The organism is Pseudoalteromonas sp. S558, assembly GCF_005886635.1.
Taxonomy (GTDB): Bacteria; Pseudomonadota; Gammaproteobacteria; order Enterobacterales; family Alteromonadaceae; genus Pseudoalteromonas; species Pseudoalteromonas aliena.
The window spans coordinates 13338-31280 of record NZ_PNDU01000063.1 but is presented as its reverse complement, the minus strand read 5'-3'; the positions used below and the strand labels follow the sequence as shown (position 1 = coordinate 31280).

Sequence of the window (17943 nt, the reverse complement as noted above, 5' to 3'; positions counted from 1 at the left end):
AATCAATCACGAAAGGTCAACGCGTCCTAGCCAATAACAAAGAACTAAGCTAAATTATATAGTAATTATCATCAAAAGGATTGAGTGTGCATTCGATGTACTTGGCAAAAAAAACAACTGAGTCTGATAGCAGTAAGCACAAACCTTTAGTACTTATTGTTGATGATGAACCCAATAACCTTCATGTTTTGGTAGAGGGGCTACTTACCGATTACGACATCAGAGTATCTACCAGCGGTGAACAAGCTTTAGCTTTTGTAGAATCTACTCGCCCCGATTTGATCCTACTTGATATTATGATGCCAGGCATGGATGGATACGAAGTATGTAAAACACTAAAATCGAGACAAAGTACTAAAGGTATCCCTGTTATTTTTGTTTCAGCACTTACAACCGAGGACTCTGAAGAGTATGGTTTTGAGCTAGGCGCTATTGATTATATCCATAAGCCTTACAAACTTGCGTTAGTCAGAGCAAGGGTTCGCACCCATATAACATCACAAGGGATGCTTGATAGACTCATCGAAAAAAACTTTGACTTACACGATAAACTACTTGAGATAGAAGCACTTGCTCTTGAGTTAAGCAAGCGAGAAGAAGAGTTAAAGCTGCTATCTTCAAAGCAAAAGTTATTTTACCAAGCTCTTACAGGCACTGCAGATGGCGTTGTTATAACCGATTCACTAGGCAGCATTATCGCTGTTAATCCTTCTTTTTGCCGCATTACAGGGTTTACTGAAACAGAAGCTCTCAACACGCAATTGCATGAGCTAAAGCAAAATAATCAACTAGGCGTTAGCTTTAGTGATGTATGGCAGCATGCTAATAAGGCCGGTTATTGGAGTGGGGAGCTTGTTACGAGACGAAAAAATGGTGAGCTATACCCTGAACTATTAACGCTTAGTATGGTAAAGAGCGAACAAGACACTAAAGTTCATTTCATTGCTGTTTTTAGCGATATTTCAAGTTTAAAAATAACACAGGAACGCATTGACTATCTTACATGGCATGATGAGCTAACAGCGTTACCAAATAGAAATGGCTTTTTAAAGCAGTTAGAGCAACAACTACAAAATTGCTCTTTAAATAATAACTATGCTTATATTTATATTATAGATATTGACAGCTTTCGCTCCATCAACGATGGACTAGGCTTGTTAGCAGGCGATAAAGTTTTAAAAGAACTTGCAAAGCGCATTCACAATAAGCTTGGTAAAAAAGATGTTATAGCACGTTTAGGCAGTGATGGGTTTTCAGCGCTGAGCAGTGTTGAGAAAGGTGTTGGTCGCCTAAGAACTCAAGAAATAGCTGAGCATAAGGCCCAAAAATTATTAAGTGCGATTAATGAGCCTTTTATAATTGACGGCCAAAAAATCAGTATTACCATAAGCATCGGCACGTATATTTTTCCTCGTGAAGACAAATGGGAAAGTGCAATTGAAACCATAAGAAACTGCGAAGCCGCCTGCTATAAAGCGAAAGAGAAAGGCGGAAACCGCGTTACTTTTTTTGATAATTCGTTTGGTGAGCAAGCTAAACGCCGATTTGAAATTGAACAAGATCTACGTAAAGCTATTTCACAAAATGAGTTTACCCTTTATGTACAATCACAATTTAATAGTCAGCAAATACTAAAAGGTGGTGAGGTATTATTGCGTTGGATCCATCCTCAGAAAGGGTTTATTAGCCCAGCGGAGTTTATTCCTATTGCTGAAGAGTCAGACATCATTTATGACCTAGATTGTTGGGTACTTAAAAATGCTTTATCGTTGATTAAAAAGTTAGATAACCGCCATGCAGCACTAAGTGTATCTGTAAATATTAGTGGTCGACATTTCCATGAACCGCGTTTTTTATCGCTATTAAAAACGCAACTAGATAGCTACAAGATACAGCCGAACCAATTAACAATAGAAATCATTGAAGGCACACTGTTAAATAATATTGAATCAGCAATCGAAGCGGTGCAATTATTAAAAAACCTAGGTGTGCGTGTATCTATAGATGATTTTGGCACTGGTTATTCTAGTCTTACTTATCTAAAACAGTTACCGATCCAAGAATTAAAAATAGATAGATCATTTGTTTTTGATGCACCGAAGGATAATAACGATAAATTAATTATTGATATGATAGTCAGTTTAGGAAAGTTATTTCAACTAGATGTTGTGGCTGAAGGGGTGGAAAATCAATCTCACTTTGATTTATTACAAGAGTATCCTCAAGTTATCCTGCAGGGTTATCATTTACATAAGCCAGAACCTGCAAGCGAATGGCTTAAAAAAATAAATAACTAACAGTATTGCGAGTCATTTCGAAGCTAAAACAATAAAGCCGAGCTATGCTCGGCTTTATTGTTTTATATAGTTAACCTGAACCCTTGTTAAGATATTTACTAACGTATTGAATCATGGTGATATTTAAATTTATTCTCTCTAGCCGGAGGTTTTCAGTGAAAACAAGGCGAATTTACTTACAATAGTGGGCCTATTGTAAGTAAATTCAACGTAGTTAGCGCTGAAAATAGCTGCTTAAGATAGATTTATTATCCAGGATTCAGGCTAGTTAGCTTATTCGCGGACTTGGCCTTCACCATTCACTAAGTACTTTTCAGTAGTAAGTGATTCAAGACCCATAGGACCATATGCGTGAAGCTTAGATGTCGCTATACCAATCTCTGCACCTAAACCTAACTGTGAACCATCAGAGAAACGTGAAGAGGCATTAACCATAACAACAGAAGCATCTACACTGCGTTGAAATAACTCTGCCGCTGTTTGATTTTTAGTACAAATAACCTCTGTATGGTTTGAGCCAAATTGTGCAATATGCTCAACTGCGGCTGTAAAATTAGGAACCACGCGGATGGCAATCTCTAAATCTAAATACTCTTCACCAAATTCATCGTCCGCTAGCACGGTTGCGTTATCAAAATATTTAGCCGCAAAGCTGTCAGCATTTACTTTCACGCCTTCTTGTCGCAATACTACTGCGCACAGATTTAAAAACTCATCTGCAACATCTTGGTGAACAACCAAGCCCTCTAGTGCATTACAAACACCAGTACGCTGCGTTTTGCCATTAAGTAGTAAGTTAAGCGCAACTTCTAGGTCTGCATCTTTATCTACGTAAAGATGACAAACACCTTTGTAGTGCTGAATTACAGGAATCGTACTATTTTCAGTAACAAAGTTGATTAAGCCTTCGCCGCCACGTGGAATGATTAAATCAATGCTTTCACGTTGCTGCATTAATTCCATTAATAGTGCGCGATCTGGATCTGGAATCACTGAAATAAGTGATACTGGTAAGTTATGCTTTTCAAGTACGCTATGCATCACACTTGCGATAGCTTGCGAACTTTTAAGTGCTTCTTTACCGCCACGTAAAATTACGCCGTTACCTGATTTAAAACAAAGTGCACCCGCATCGGCCGTTACATTTGGGCGGGCTTCATAAATCATACATACAACACCAAGAGGGACACGCATTTTACGAATTTTGATACCGTTTGGACGCTCAGTAATATCGCGTAACTGCCCAACAGGATCATCAAGGCTAACAATAACTTCAATACCTTCTGCCATTGCCTCTATACGCTCATCGTTTAGCGTTAAACGGTCAATCATTGAAGCTGCTAAGTTATTGTCGCGTGCTGCGCTTAAATCGCTTTCGTTTTCTTTAATTATAAAATCTTTTTGCTCTCTTAGTGCCGCTGCCATTTCAACTAATACTTTGTTTTTAGTCTCGGTATCGAGTAAAGCGAGTGCATGTGCAGCTTTAGCTGCTTGACGTGAAATGTCCGTAATTAAACTCATGATTTCTCCAATAGTGCGATATGTTTTTCAGATATAACTGGTCCAATTGAATCCTGCATTTTTTCGCTGAATTCACTCTGTTCGTTGTCTGCAATAAAGTTTAACAAACAGCTACTATAATTCGCGGTCGCCTTCGCTAAACGCGTACCGTCTTCACTACGGACTAAAATAGTGTCACCGATAGCAAATTCACCATGCACTTCAACTATCTCATCACCGCGAATACATCCGGTTTCACCTTCAAGTGATTCATCGAACGACCCGTCAACAACAACTTCACCTTGCTCGTTTGCTGTGTGCGTCATCCAATGTACCGAATCTTGCATCGGCTTTTCGTAAGGCAAAAAGATAGTGCCTGGGTTTTCGCCCGCAAGTAGCCGAGTAAAAGTTTCTTCTTTAAACCCATTAATAATGTAGGTTGCTATGCCGTGTGATGTTGCTTTTTCAGCCGCTTCTATTTTAGTTTTCATACCACCTGTGCCTACAGCACTTGTAGCACATCCTGCCATAGCATAAATAGATTCATCAATTGATTTTATTTCAGGTAATAAAGTGGCGTCTTGGTGTAAGTTAGGATTTTTATCGTATAACCCATCAACGTCCGAAAAGATTAGTAGCGCGTCGGCATCGGCAGCGGCAGCAACCATTGCAGATAAATTATCATTGTCACCCACTTTAAGATCGTCTGTCGTTACAGCGTCGTTTTCATTGATGATTGGTAATATACCGTGCTCAAGTAAAGTAAATACTGTTTCTCGAATACTTTGGTAGCGTTCATGGTCTCGTAAATCACCATGCGTTAATAACAATTGCGCTGATGGAAAATCGAAGAAGCGATCCCACATAGCTATCATTTCTGTTTGACCTGCCGCCGCCATTGCTTTTTTCATGACAACCGAGCGAGGCTTATCAGATGGGAATAAGTGTGAGCCAGCAGCTACCGAGCCAGAAGAAACTAAAATCACTTCAATACCACGGGCACGACAACGAACGATAAACTGTGCGATGGTTAATATATAACGTGAACGGCAACCATCTTGATCTGGTGCGATTAAAGCGCTGCCTACTTTAAGTACAATGCGTCGCCAATTTAACTTTTGCATAAATGCTCAACTTTCCATTTTATATGTGCCCACTATTGGTGAGCTAAAACTAAGTAGCTAGGTACAAAACATAGCTTCGGATTTATTTATCATTCACAACGCTTTTAAACACACACAAGTAGGCAAAATCTAAAACATTGTTTTAAATTTAAGCTCAGAAATAAAATAGATACAGCTCAGTTTATGAGTTGTACTAGTAAGAAAGTTTAAAAAGTGTTGTTTATGCATCGCTGTAAAAAGCTGTGTGTGGCTTTTTTATTAACAACATACATAGAGCCTCTAGAGTCTGATACACCAACAGATAGGGTGAAGACTTAAGGACCGAGATTTAATCGCCACGATGGGGATTAAATATTGAAAGGTAATAGTTCAACTCAAACCTTTATTTATTTAATTGAATAAACAAACTTGTTTAGCAAAACCATACCAAATAATTCAGTAAATGATATTTTAACGCTCGAGTACCAATTAAGCATTTAAAACAGGATTATACATAATGAATATGAGCATAAGATTAACACCCAATTATTTAATCCTGCAATCTTAATTAGATAACTAATAATTCGAACTCGAAGTATAATACGCTATATTACGCACTAAGATCAAGGCTAAAATTCAAACAAGCCTATTATGCATTGCCATCTAAACTGTTATTTAACATATAAATCAATTAGATAAATAGGCCTGCTAGGGATTTATAAGGTATTCACCCTTAATCACTGTAATTAAAACCGACTAATTTTTTATAAGCAGCTAAAATTGATTAGTAATATTTTAATTTCCCGTGTATACCCCTGTATTAATAATTAACAAAAGTTATACTTTTAAAATATATCGTCTCAAATAAGGAATTCTTAATCTATGTCAGCAATTTACATAGCCGGTATCGCACTCTGCTCTGTGCTTGCCCAATGGGTCGCGTGGGCTTTTAGAGTACCCGCTATCCTCTTTTTATTGCTCACTGGTCTTTTACTTGGACCATTTAGTGGTGTTTTAGATCCTGATGCACTTTTAGGTGATTTACTCTTTCCGGTTGTATCACTAAGCGTTGCAATCATTTTATTTGAGGGATCACTCACCCTGCATTTTAGGGAGCTAAAAGGCATTGGCAAAGTGGTAAGAAACCTTTGCTCAATTGGCATGCTAGTTACTTGTATTATTATAAGCCTAAGTGCTTATTGGCTGCTTGAGCTTAATTGGCGCGTAGCAGCAGTGCTAGGTGCTGTACTTGTTGTAACAGGTCCAACCGTTATAGCACCACTGCTAAATTCAATGCGACCAACACAGGATATAGACCGAATACTTCGCTGGGAGGGTATTGTAATTGACCCAATTGGCGCATTATTTGCGGTATTAGTATTTGAAGCAGTTATGCTCGTAGGCCAAGGAGAAGTACTTAGCCATACTATTATCGCTCTAATTAAAACACTGGGTGTTGGTTTAAGTATTGGTGTTGCTGCTGGTTGGCTAACAACACTGTTAATGCGACGCGAATGGCTTCCATTTGAGCTGCATAAATTTGGTATTTTAGCACTAGTGCTTGTTAGCTTTTCGATATCAAACTATTTAAGTCATGAATCTGGCCTATTAGCAGTGACTGTGTTTGGCATTTGGCTTGCTAATCAAGATGATTTAGAAATTGACTCCGTCCTTGAGTTTAAAGAAGACTTATCGATGATTTTAATTTCAACATTATTTATTCTACTTGCAGCTCGGTTGCAGCTTTCTGATTTAATGATGCTCGACAGTGATGTATTTATATTTTTAGCGATAGTGCTTTTTATTGCTCGCCCATTGTGTATTGCTATTTCTACCTATGGCACTGAGCTGCCAATGAAGTCTCGCTTAGTGCTTGCTTGGATTGCGCCTAGGGGTATTGTTGCCGCTGCTGTGGGGTCTGTATTCGCACTAAGTATGATGGAAGCTGGCGTTGCTGATGCTGAAAAAATGGTGCCACTCATATTTACGGTGATCATCATTACCGTTGTACTACAGAGCTTAACGGCTATTCCTGTTGCTAAGTTATTGGGTGTACGTCAACCGTCACCAAATACTATACTAATTATTGGTGCCAACCATGTCTCACGTGCAATTGGCCGTGGTTTACAAGAGCAAAATATTCCGGTTCACCTTTCAGATCCAGCATGGGAGAACTGCAGAATGGCTCGTATGGATGGCCTAGCTTGTTATTACGGTAATCCACAATCAGAACATGCTGAGCGCTATTTGCCACTAACAACGATTCGAAGCGTATTAGCGTTATCACCTAATCGCCACCATAACGCGTTAGGTGTTCAATACTTTTCTCACTTACTTAATGAAAAAAATGTATTTTCGCTACGCTCATCAACGTCGCACGCAAAAGCAAATAAAGATAGCGCAACATTTTTATCTAGACAAATACTGTTTGGGGATGAAGGTTCATATGCACGTTTGAGTAGTATTATTGCCAAAGGTGGAAAAGTGAGCGCAACGCGTATCTCTGATGAGTTTAGCTGGGAGCAATACTTAGAAATGAACCCAGAAGCTATCCCTTTATTTATTCTTAAAGGTGATAAAGATAGCGACGAAGATACACCTATTAAGCTGAGACCTTTTACTATTAACATGGAAAAGCCACCGCAAGAAGGCGAACGAGTTGTTGCACTGCAGCCACCTAAAATGTCAATTTTAAAAGATCCGCAAATAAAGGCTAAAGAAGATAGTTAAGAGTTTACGCTCTAAGATCTATATATAAAAAACCTAACTTTATAAGTTAGGTTTTTTTATGTGACTTTTTTGCTGCTACATAGGAAGTCTGGCGCGCGCCACAACACTGCCAGGCATTTTTTGTGCGAGCTCAGCAAGTGCCCTTTCAATTTTTTTATGCGTCGCTTTATCTGCCACCATAGAGTGAAATAACCACCGATAAGCGTCTTCAAAATCACGTGGGCTACCAAAACCATCGTTAAATAGCTTAACCAAACGTAATTGTGCTTTTAAATTGCCTTGCGATGAAGCTTCACGTAAATAAGTAACTGCCATTGCTTTATCTTGTTGAACCAAACGCCCTGTGTCGTAGTAACGTCCTAACTGCTCTAATGCTGCCGCTAAACCTTGTTCAGCAGCTTTTCGCATGTAATAGACACCTAACTCTACATTTCGGTCAACGCACACGTTATAAGCTAGCATATCACCATATAGAAATTGATAAGATGGCAATGCCATTTTATTGGCTCGTGCCTCTATATCTTGCACTAGCTGGCAATCATCTGCCTTGACGCGAGCTAAATGTGTATTTTTATTGATCAACGCAATTAGCTCAGGCTCTGTGTACAAAGGCACTGCGGCGGACGTTTCTTCTGCTAAGCCATTGGGTATTATCAATAAAGACAGCGAGATTAACGAAAACGTTAATACGCAATTACGAGAAAATAAACGCATGTTCACCACTTATAAAAATAAACTTATTAAATAATATACAAAGATCGTTCCAAGGTGAATTTTAGGCATAAAAAAAGCTGCACTAGGCAGCTTCTTTTGGCTAATAGTAATTACACAAACGGGTTGCGAAGTACCATAGTTTCTACGCGATCTGGACCTGTAGAAATAATATCAATTGGAACACCAGTAATTTCTTCAATACGCTTGATGTAGTCAATCGCAGCTTTTGGTAAGCCTTCAAGTGTAGTTACACCAACAGTGTTCTCTGACCAACCTGGCATTTCTTCGTATACAGGCGTTACTTTATCGTAACCTTCAGCTGCTAATGGCGTTACGTTAGTAACTGTGCCATCTTCAAGCTTATAACCAGTACAGATTTTAAGTGTTTCTAAGCCATCTAAAACATCAAGCTTAGTTAAACAAAAACCTGAGATACTGTTGATTTGAACCGCACGACGCATAGCGACTGCATCTAACCAACCAGTACGACGAAGTCGACCTGTTGTTGCGCCAAATTCATGACCTTTATCGCCTAAGTGCTTACCTACTGGATCTTGTTTATCAAGACCATCGTAAAGCTCTGTAGGGAAAGGGCCTGAACCAACACGTGTCGTGTACGCTTTAATAATACCTAAAACGTAATCAAGGTTTAAAGGGCCAAAACCAGCACCAGTAGCAACGCCACCAGCGGTAGTGTTTGAAGATGTTACATAAGGGTAAGTACCATGATCAATATCAAGTAATGTACCTTGTGCACCTTCAAATAAAATATTTTCGCCTGCTAAACGCGTTTGATCTAAAAGCTCAGTTACATCGACAACCATTGCTTTTAAGATATCAGCAACAGCCATTGCATCATCAAACGTTTTTTGGAAATCTACAGCGTCTACTTTGTAGTAGTTAACTAAAGTGAAGTTATGGTACTCAAGAACTTCTTTTAATTTAGCTGCAAATAATTCAGGATTAAATAAATCGCCTACGCGTAAACCACGGCGCGCAACTTTATCTTCGTACGCAGGACCGATACCACGACCAGTCGTACCAATTGGCTTATCGCCACGTGCAGTTTCACGGGCTACATCTAATGCAACATGGAAAGGCAAGATTAGCGGACATGCTTCGCTTATAAGAAGACGCTCGCGTACTGGTACGCCACGTTCTTCAAGCATGCCAATTTCTCTCATTAGCGCTTCTGGCGATAAAACTACACCATTACCAATCACACATTTAACATTGTCACGTAATACACCCGATGGAATAAGGTGTAGAACCGTCTTTTCACCTTCGATAACTAAAGTATGACCCGCATTGTGGCCACCTTGATAACGAACTACTAAAGATGCTTTGTCTGTAAGGAGATCAACTACCTTACCCTTTCCTTCGTCACCCCATTGGGTGCCTAATACAACAACGTTTTTACCCATCGTAAATTCACTTAGAGAAAATTAGGACGAGATTTTACCAGAAAACTAAAGTAAAGATCACCCCTGTTCAGCTTATTTTTTCTGCGTACAATTGTTATATCCAAATATCATCATATAACCACATGAATAACAGTGATTTAAAGCATCAAATTACATTCAACAAAAAGCCCCGCAAATGCAGGGCTTTTTAGTTTTTAAATAATTAGCGTAAAATTTATTGAGCTTTTGCGCCTTTCATATACTGGAAGAAGTCGCTATCTGGTGAAAGCACCATAACGTCTTGCTTATTTTTAAACGTCTTTTTGTAAGCTTCAAGCGAACGTACAAAACTGAAGAACTCAGGGTCTTTATTATACGCATTAGCGTAGATACCTGCGGCATCAGCATCACCTTGACCTCGAACAGAACGTGCATTACGCTCTGCATCAGCAAGCATTACTGTTACGCGGCGATCAACACCAGCACGAATAGTCTCAGCTTTTTCTTGACCTTCAGAACGATGCTCTTTAGCAACCGCAGTACGCTCAGCGCGCATACGTTGATAAATAGAGCTACTTACTTCTTGTGGCAAGTTGATTTGCTTAACACGTACGTCTAATACTTCAATACCAAGTTCACGTGCGCTTTCAGAAGCTTGTACTAACGCCTCTTCCATTAACTCACTACGCTCACCCGATACAATTTCACGAATTGTACGTGTACCAAAGTTTGTACGAAGACCATTATTTACTTTTTGCTTAAGTAGCGTTTCAGCATATTGCTTGTCGCCACGAGCACGCAAGTAAAAAGCACTAAAGTCGTTAACACGCCATTTTACGAACGAATCAACAATTAAGTCTTTTTTCTCACTGGTAACAAAACGATCAGGTGTACCATCTAATGTTTGAATACGTGCATCTATGCGACGTACTTGACTAAAAAATGGCACTTTAAATTGCAGGCCTGGGCCATATACAATCGCTTGATCGTCACTGTCTTTTTGTACTTTGCTAAACAACATTACAATTGCTTTTTGTCCTTCAGGTACAACAAATACCGACGAGAAAGACATAACAATGGCAGCTAATAGTATTACTAAGCTAAAGTTTTTCATTATGATTATCTCCCATCATTGAAGCGATCATTGTTAAAGCGGTCATTACCACTATTAACAGAGCTATTTCGTGACGTATTTACTTTATTTCGTAAATCTTGAATATCACTTGAGCTTGGTAGTGCAACACGTGTTGCAGTTCCTTGCTTGTCCATGATTTTATCAAGTGGTAAATAAATCATATTATTGCCGCCTTTCACATCAACCAGTACTTTAGAGCTGCTACCTAACACTTCTTCCATTGCATCAATGTATAAGCGCTCACGGGTAACTTCTTTAGCTGCTTGATATTCAGGTAATAGCTTTTCAAAGCGAGCTACCTCACCTTGTGCTTCGAGTGTAATACGCTCTTGGTAACCTTCAGCTTCTTGGGTCATACGTGTTACTTGACCACGAGCACGTGGTTCAATTTCACGGGCATAGGCTTCTGCTTCACGGATGAAACGCTCTTCATCTTCTTGTGCCGCAATCGCGTCATCAAATGCATCTTTAACTTCAGTCGGCGGACGAGAATCTTTAAAGTTCACGTCAGTCACTATTAAGCCTAAGTTATACGGTTCAATAATTTTATTAAGCTCATCCCAAGTGCTTTGACGAACAACTTCACGTCCATTAGTCAATACCTGGTCCATTTTTGCATGACCAACTACATAACGCAGCGCACTGTCTAGCGCTTCTTCTAAACTGCTGTCAGCATTAGTTACGCTAAATAGGTAAAGATATGGGTCAATAACACGATATTGAACCTGAAACTCAACGCTTACCACGTTTTCGTCTTCGGTTAACATAAAACCAGAAGCTGATAATGAACGAACTGCTTCAATATCGACTGGAATTACTGTTTCAATAAAGGTCATTTTCCAGCGCAGACCAGGATCCGCAATTCGGTCATATTTACCAAACTGAAGAACCACACCACGTTCGGCTTCTTTAACCGTGTAAATACCACTTAACGCCCATACAATAACGGCGATAATGAGTATGAATGAAATACCGGCTCCGCCAAGTCCACCACTGCTACCATTGCCGGATTTTTTCCCGCCAAATAAGCCGCCGAACTTGTTACTAAACTTACGGAACACCTCGTCTAAATCAGGTGGGCCTTGATCACGTCCGCCTTTATTATTCCACGGATCTTTGTCATTGCCATTATTACCCGGTTCATTCCAGGCCATAGCTATACTCCATTGTTATCTAAATAAATTAGGAAATTGTGTTAAATCTAACAAATCTACCGCGTTTCTCATACTAAAACCGACATTAAAACACCAATTTTTAATTACGGCTGATAAAACCAGCAATTTCAGGACCAAATTCTTTAATTAAACGATTCCACTCAACCATTGGCATTCTAACATCTAGCAGCCAATTCCCTTGCTCATCAAATCGCTCTTCATGTACTGCGTTTAAACTAAATAATGCAGCCCTTAGACGACCATACAATGGCGTAAGAAATAAGGTTTCGTTAAACATCTTCTTAGCGAGCAGCTCGCTAATAGCCTCGCTAAGTAATTCACACCCTTCACCAGTTTGAGCGCTAAGCCATACCCTTATAGGTTGGCCTTCGTCGTCTCGATCAATACGTGGGCTTACGTTATCCAGCGCATCAATTTTATTATAAATTAATAGCTGTGGTACTTCATCGGCTTCAATTTCTTTGAGCACCGATTGTACTTGTTCAATATTTTCTTGAAGACGAGAGTCTGCCGCGTCAATCACATGTAGTTGCAAGTCAGCTTCACGAGTTTCAGTAAGTGTTGCTTTAAAAGCAGCGACTAAATCGTGCGGCAAATGACGAATAAAGCCTACTGTATCGGCTAAAATAACGGGGCCAACATCTCCTAATTCAAGCTTACGTAGAGTCGGATCGAGCGTTGCAAATAACTGATCGGCTGCGTATACATCTGAGTTTGTAATTCGATTGAATAATGTAGATTTACCCGCATTGGTATAGCCAACTAACGATACCGTAGGTATTTCATTGCGTGTACGAGCTCGCCTACCCTGTTCACGTTGTACTGCCACCTTGGCTAAACGCGCACGAATATTTTGAATGCGCGCGCGCAATAAACGTCTATCAGTTTCGAGCTGAGTTTCCCCTGGTCCACGTAAACCAATCCCGCCTTTTTGGCGTTCAAGGTGGGTCCAGCCTCGAATTAATCGAGTCGACATGTGACGAAGTTGTGCTAGCTCTACCTGCAACTTACCTTCATGGGTACGTGCACGTTGGGCAAAAATATCAAGAATTAGTGTCGTTCTATCAAGGACACGGCACTCACAAACACGCTCTAAATTACGTTCTTGTGACGGTCTAAGTTGATGATTAAAAATAACGACATCTGCATTGTGGATTTTTACAATTTCAGCTATTTCTTCTGCTTTACCGGTACCGACGAATAGTTTCGGATGTGGTGCTTGACGGCTGCCTTGCACAACCGCCAAACTACTAACACCAGCAGAAGATACCAACATCTCTAATTCATGAAGATCTTCACGATCTCCTTCTTTAGGTAAGTCGATATGGACTAAAATTGCCTGCTCGCCGGATTCATAGCGGTCAAACAAATATTACGCTCCTAATTTAAACATTTCCAGCTTCTGGCTCTTCTGAGTTGTCATCCCCTAAAACACCTTGGAAGTTGACTGCACGAGCAGGGACAACGGTTGAAATTGCATGTTTATACACCATTTGATTTACAGTGTTTTCAAGTAAAATAACAAATTGATCAAATGACTGAATTTTACCTTGTAATTTTATGCCATTAACCAAAAAGATTGATACTGGAATGCGCTCACGACGTAGTGCATTCAAAAATGGGTCTTGTAACGATTGGCCTTTTGCCATGTTATTATTCCTTCGTTTCTAGGTGTTATTATAATTAAGTGGCTGAACTTATTTAACAAAGCTAAATAATTCAACTACTACTAGCTTAGCGAACTTACTACACGATGCAAGTTTTCTTCATCGCCTGTTGTTAACCAAGTTACATCAGGCCAGCTTCTCAACCAAGTTAATTGACGCTTAGCCAATTGACGTGTAGCTGCGATACCGCGAAAAAGCATTTCATCATGGTCAATTTCACCCGCAAGGTAATCCCACATTTGTCTATAACCTACACAACGAATAGAAGGCATATTGGGGTGCAAATCCTTACGTAGATATAGGGTCGAAACTTCATTTTCAAACCCCTGTTCTATCATTATTTTAAACCTTTCTTCAATTCGAGCATGTAACTCACTGCGCTCTTGCGGTGCAATAGCAAACTGATGAAAAGTATAAGGTAAAGCAGGCTGTTTTTGCTTTTGCAATTCAGTCATTGTTTTACCTGTTATACGGTATACCTCTAAAGCGCGATTAATTCTTTGTGAATCATTCTCACTCATTTTTTGAGCGGCTTGTGGATCAATTTTTACCAGTTCTTGATACAAGTGCGGCCAACCATATTGCTTAGCCTGTGCTTCAAGCTCTGCTCTTATTAGCGGATCAGCCTCTGGAAGTGGCGATAAACCGTCAATAAGTGCCTTAAAGTACATCATCGTACCTCCAACCAATACAGGTACTTTACCCTGTTGGTGAAATTCATCAATTTTTTTTACTGCATCACTCCTAAAATCAGCCACAGAATACGTTTCGCTTGGATCAAGTAAGTCAATTAAATGATGTGGTGCGCGAGCAAGTTCTTCGGCATCTGGTTTAGCGGTGCCGATATCCATACTCTTATACACTAACGCTGAATCAACGCTGATTATTTCTGTATTTAAATGCTCACACAGCGAGATTGCCAACGCCGTTTTTCCAGCAGCGGTTGGACCCATTAAAAATATGACTGGTAAATGACTCAACACGAATACCTTAATCTAATTGCGTTAAATAGTGATTTAGCTCTATTTTAACTGCTTTTTGACGTAAACGTTCAATAGTTTGCGGATTATTTTGTAAGCGCAGCTGCTGCGTTAAAAATGCATTGCTTGCATAAAAACGAGTTGGCACGCATTTCAGTTGCCACTCCAACCAGTTATCTATATTTTCAAGCTCTGCTTTGCATGCATTAAGTAGCTCATCTACCGCTGTACTTACATCGAGTAAATATAAGCACGCAGGCAATTTTTTAACCATTACAAATTGTTTTTCTATTACGAGCTCAAAACCAAGTAAAGTAAACCATGATTGCTGCGCTTCTACCACCAAGCAATCCTCTTTTGGTAAATTGACTCGCACAGGTAACAACAAGGCTTTTCCTTCCAAGTTACCAAGCTCTTTAATTTGATTATGCCAATCATCCACTAACGCATATTTAAAATGTGAGCAATACAATTGCTGCCCAGCACTGAATACACATACACCGTCATGAACACTGATAATTGAAACAACCTTTAAAACATTATGCGCAGACTCTAACTGCTGCGGTGTTACGGGTATGTTTGCTACGTTGTCAAAATGCGCCGCATGTTGCTCACTAACACCTTGATAAAACGCATTTACATCATGGTGGCTTGTGCTTGGTGTCGCACGATATGCGCCACTATGGCCGCCACGGCTAGCTCCTGATGACGACTTATCAACCCCCCTAGAGTGAGCAGGTTGTAATTGCGATTTAGGGTAATCAAATACCCCTTCGGCCTCCACATTATTCGAACAGCTATGCGCCGCCTCTATAAATGCAGGTGCAGCCTCATTCTCAGCGCTTGCTGGCTCATTGATAAACTCACCTTGCAGTGGCACTACGACCTGCTTAATGGCTTGTAGTATAAAGTCATGAATTAAGCGCCCTTGATGAAAACGCACTTCATGCTTAGCTGGATGAACATTTACATCAACCTGTCGCGGGTCAATATCAATATAAATAACAAATCCAGGTAATTCTTGAGCACCACTTACCTCTTCGAATGCTTGGCGGATCGCATGTAAAATAAGCTTGTCGCGCATCATACGATTATTTACATAAGTGTACTGAGTGGTATTCGCTGAGCCCACTGGCAGCACCCAACCATGCAGTTGTAAACCGCCCTCACCTGATTGAATATGTAACCCTTGCTCTACAAATGCCTTGCCGGCAACTTGTGCCACACGTGCGATTGCTTGTGTTGGGTCTGTTTTAGCGCGGTACTGCCTAACTACCTTTTCGTTATGAGTCAGTGTAATCGATACATCAAAACGGCTAAGAGCAATACGCTTTATAAGTTCATCAATATGGCTAAATTCTGTTTTTTCAGTGCGTAAAAATTTGCGGCGTGCTGGGGTATTAAAAAATAAATCTTTTACCTCAATAGTTGTCCCATCGGGATGCGCAACTGGCTTTACCTGCACAGCCATATCGCGACCTTCTGCAAAGGCTTGCCAAGCCGTTTCTTGCTCTTTAGGTTTTGAGCTCAGCGTTAAGCGCGATACCGAGCTAATTGAGGCAAGCGCTTCTCCTCTAAAGCCAAGAGAGCAAATATTTTCAAGATCATCGAGTGATTTTAATTTACTGGTTGCATGACGAGACAGCGCAAGTGTTAGTTCATCTTTACTAATACCAGAACCATTATCGCGAATACGAATAAGCTTATGACCGCCGCGCTCTATATCTATCTGAATACGTGTAGCGCCAGCATCTAAACTATTTTCGACAAGCTCTTTTACTACCGACGCAGGGCGTTCAACCACTTCACCGGCGGCAATTTGGTTAGCCAAACGCGCGGGTAATATTTCAATATTCATAAGATTTCCTAGCAAACATTGCGCTGACAATAAGGTCTAACTTTGCGGTATATCGAGCTCTTGACCAATAAATAAAGTACTAGAGGTGAGTTTGTTAACTTGCTTTAATTTACTGACTGTAATGCCATAGCGACTTGCCAACATACTTAAAGACTCCCCTGGGCGCACTTTATGCTTAGTCGGATACTGCGACTTTAATTTAGCAAACAGAGAGTCATCGGGTGGATTTTTTAAATAGTAAGTTTTAATCGCAGTAAATATCGCTTTAGCTAAACGCTCTTGATGATTCGCACTTTTGAGCAGTTTTTCTTCTCGTGGATTAGATATAAACCCTGTTTCCACCAAAATAGAAGGAATATCTGGCGATTTTAATACTGAAAAGCTCGCATGTTGTGGATCTTTTTTGTGCAGTTTCGCCACTTTACGTAACTCTTCTACCATGACTTCAGCCACGCTCAAACCTGTTTTCATTGAGTGATCCATCGACATATCAAGCAATGCTTGCGCTAAGTACTTTTCGTTAGCCGCATCTTTCATTACATCGGCCGCACCACCTAATAGCTCTGAATGTTTTTCTTGATCCTCAATCCACTTACCAACTTCTGAGTTTGCTCGCCTGAGCGACAATACCCACACGGAGGCACCATTTGGACCTGGGCTTGAAAATGCATCTGCATGAATAGAAACAAAAAAGTCGGCTTTTTTCTCACGAGCACGGTTTGTACGAGTGTTAAGTTTTACAAAATAGTCGCCGCTTCGGACCATGCGCGAAATCATTCCTTGCTCAGAATCTATCATACGTTCTAAGCGTTTAGCGATTTGTAGTGTGACCGTTTTTTCATAAGTGCCTGATGGACCGATGGAGCCGGGATCTTCGCCACCATGACCTGCGTCAATCGCAATAACAATATCGCGCTCTTGGCTTAACTGGCGATTTTTAGCCGCGATTTGTGTCGATGATGTAACAGCTGTAATTTTATTTTTACTATATAAATCAACAACCAATCTGTTTTTATAAGGCCCAGTAGGCGCAAGCGCAAATACCACAGGTTTCACTGCGGCATTTAACTCAAAAACTAACCGGACACTTTGTTTATTTTTTGGTTTTGAGTAGCGTAACTTGCTTACTATTTGGTGTTTTGGGGGGACACCTGGCAGTATTTTTAACTCGTTGGTGTTTTCTAAATCCACCACCAAACGACTAGGATTTTTTAGCATAAAATAACTAAAATCGGGCTTGTCATTTAAATCAAACACCACTCGCGTACTATCTGGAGATGGCCAAACACGTACACTGTTAATGGTGTTTTTTGCCCACAGTGGCAAACTTATGGTAATAACCATAAGGTAAATAAAGAGTTTAACTACAGCTCGACTCATT

13 protein-coding genes are annotated in these 17943 nt (G+C 40.1%); 2 read left to right on the top strand and 11 right to left on the bottom strand.

Annotated features, from left to right (window positions below):
* Window positions 1-95 precede the first annotated feature (95 nt).
* Window positions 96-2297 carry a two-component system response regulator gene (locus CWB66_RS04725; protein WP_138584508.1) on the top strand — a complete coding sequence of 734 codons (2202 nt, stop codon included), beginning with the start codon at window positions 96-98 and terminating at the stop codon, window positions 2295-2297.
* 273 nt (window positions 2298-2570) lie between these two features.
* Here the strand turns inward: CWB66_RS04725 and CWB66_RS04720 are convergent, their stop codons facing one another.
* A complete protein-coding gene (locus tag CWB66_RS04720; RefSeq protein WP_138584506.1) occupies window positions 2571-3818 on the bottom strand; it encodes a glutamate-5-semialdehyde dehydrogenase in 1248 nt (415 codons plus the stop codon).
* Window positions 3815-4921, bottom strand: coding sequence for a glutamate 5-kinase (gene proB, locus CWB66_RS04715; protein ID WP_077536790.1), 1107 nt, complete (start codon window positions 4919-4921; stop codon window positions 3815-3817). Before proB ends, CWB66_RS04720 begins: the two co-directional genes overlap by 4 nt.
* Window positions 4922-5782: 861 nt before the next feature.
* Here proB and CWB66_RS04710 point away from each other — a divergent pair.
* Complete coding sequence (locus CWB66_RS04710; protein WP_138584505.1) at window positions 5783-7630, top strand: cation:proton antiporter; 1848 nt, start codon at window positions 5783-5785, stop codon at window positions 7628-7630.
* A 75-nt stretch (window positions 7631-7705) separates the two neighbouring features.
* Here CWB66_RS04710 and CWB66_RS04705 read toward each other — a convergent pair whose 3' ends face one another.
* The 9 genes from CWB66_RS04705 to CWB66_RS04665 all read right to left on the bottom strand — a co-directional run bounded on the left by CWB66_RS04705 (window position 7706) and on the right by CWB66_RS04665 (window position 17942).
* Window positions 7706-8344 carry a tetratricopeptide repeat protein gene (locus CWB66_RS04705; protein WP_077536788.1) on the bottom strand — a complete coding sequence of 213 codons (639 nt, stop codon included), beginning with the start codon at window positions 8342-8344 and terminating at the stop codon, window positions 7706-7708.
* Between the two features lie 110 nt (window positions 8345-8454).
* Entirely contained in the window at window positions 8455-9768 is a 1314-nt protein-coding gene (locus tag CWB66_RS04700; protein WP_077536787.1) for an adenylosuccinate synthase, read from the bottom strand.
* Window positions 9769-9982: 214 nt separating this feature from the next.
* A complete protein-coding gene (gene hflC, locus CWB66_RS04695; protein ID WP_077536786.1) occupies window positions 9983-10861 on the bottom strand; it encodes a protease modulator HflC in 879 nt (292 codons plus the stop codon).
* A gap of 5 nt (window positions 10862-10866) precedes the next feature.
* Window positions 10867-12036, bottom strand: coding sequence for an FtsH protease activity modulator HflK (gene hflK / locus CWB66_RS04690; RefSeq protein WP_077536785.1), 1170 nt, complete (start codon window positions 12034-12036; stop codon window positions 10867-10869).
* A gap of 100 nt (window positions 12037-12136) precedes the next feature.
* A complete protein-coding gene (gene hflX, locus CWB66_RS04685) occupies window positions 12137-13426 on the bottom strand; it encodes a ribosome rescue GTPase HflX (protein ID WP_077536784.1) in 1290 nt (429 codons plus the stop codon).
* Between the two features lie 16 nt (window positions 13427-13442).
* A complete protein-coding gene (gene hfq / locus CWB66_RS04680) occupies window positions 13443-13706 on the bottom strand; it encodes an RNA chaperone Hfq (protein ID WP_077536783.1) in 264 nt (87 codons plus the stop codon).
* Window positions 13707-13786: 80 nt separating this feature from the next.
* A complete protein-coding gene (miaA, locus tag CWB66_RS04675; protein ID WP_138584504.1) occupies window positions 13787-14704 on the bottom strand; it encodes a tRNA (adenosine(37)-N6)-dimethylallyltransferase MiaA in 918 nt (305 codons plus the stop codon).
* Window positions 14705-14714: 10 nt separating this feature from the next.
* Window positions 14715-16562, bottom strand: coding sequence for a DNA mismatch repair endonuclease MutL (mutL, locus tag CWB66_RS04670; RefSeq protein WP_138584503.1), 1848 nt, complete (start codon window positions 16560-16562; stop codon window positions 14715-14717).
* A 36-nt stretch (window positions 16563-16598) separates the two neighbouring features.
* Window positions 16599-17942, bottom strand: coding sequence for an N-acetylmuramoyl-L-alanine amidase (locus tag CWB66_RS04665; RefSeq protein WP_138584502.1), 1344 nt, complete (start codon window positions 17940-17942; stop codon window positions 16599-16601).
* Window position 17943: the final 1 nt, after the last annotated feature.

Bases quoted from the DNA above. Each gene is read 5' to 3' on its own strand.
- CWB66_RS04725 (WP_138584508.1), top strand. From the start codon at position 96: ATGTACTTGGCAAAAAAAACAACTGAGTCTGATAGCAGTAAGCACAAA.
- CWB66_RS04720 (WP_138584506.1), bottom strand. From the start codon at position 3,818: ATGAGTTTAATTACGGACATTTCACGTCAAGCAGCTAAAGCTGCACAT.
- proB (WP_077536790.1), bottom strand. From the start codon at position 4,921: ATGCAAAAGTTAAATTGGCGACGCATTGTACTTAAAGTAGGCAGCGCT.
- CWB66_RS04710 (WP_138584505.1), top strand. From the start codon at position 5,783: ATGTCAGCAATTTACATAGCCGGTATCGCACTCTGCTCTGTGCTTGCC.
- CWB66_RS04705 (WP_077536788.1), bottom strand. From the start codon at position 8,344: ATGCGTTTATTTTCTCGTAATTGCGTATTAACGTTTTCGTTAATCTCG.
- CWB66_RS04700 (WP_077536787.1), bottom strand. From the start codon at position 9,768: ATGGGTAAAAACGTTGTTGTATTAGGCACCCAATGGGGTGACGAAGGA.
- hflC (WP_077536786.1), bottom strand. From the start codon at position 10,861: ATGAAAAACTTTAGCTTAGTAATACTATTAGCTGCCATTGTTATGTCT.
- hflK (WP_077536785.1), bottom strand. From the start codon at position 12,036: ATGGCCTGGAATGAACCGGGTAATAATGGCAATGACAAAGATCCGTGG.
- hfq (WP_077536783.1), bottom strand. From the start codon at position 13,706: ATGGCAAAAGGCCAATCGTTACAAGACCCATTTTTGAATGCACTACGT.
- mutL (WP_138584503.1), bottom strand. From the start codon at position 16,562: ATGAATATTGAAATATTACCCGCGCGTTTGGCTAACCAAATTGCCGCC.
- CWB66_RS04665 (WP_138584502.1), bottom strand. From the start codon at position 17,942: ATGAGTCGAGCTGTAGTTAAACTCTTTATTTACCTTATGGTTATTACC.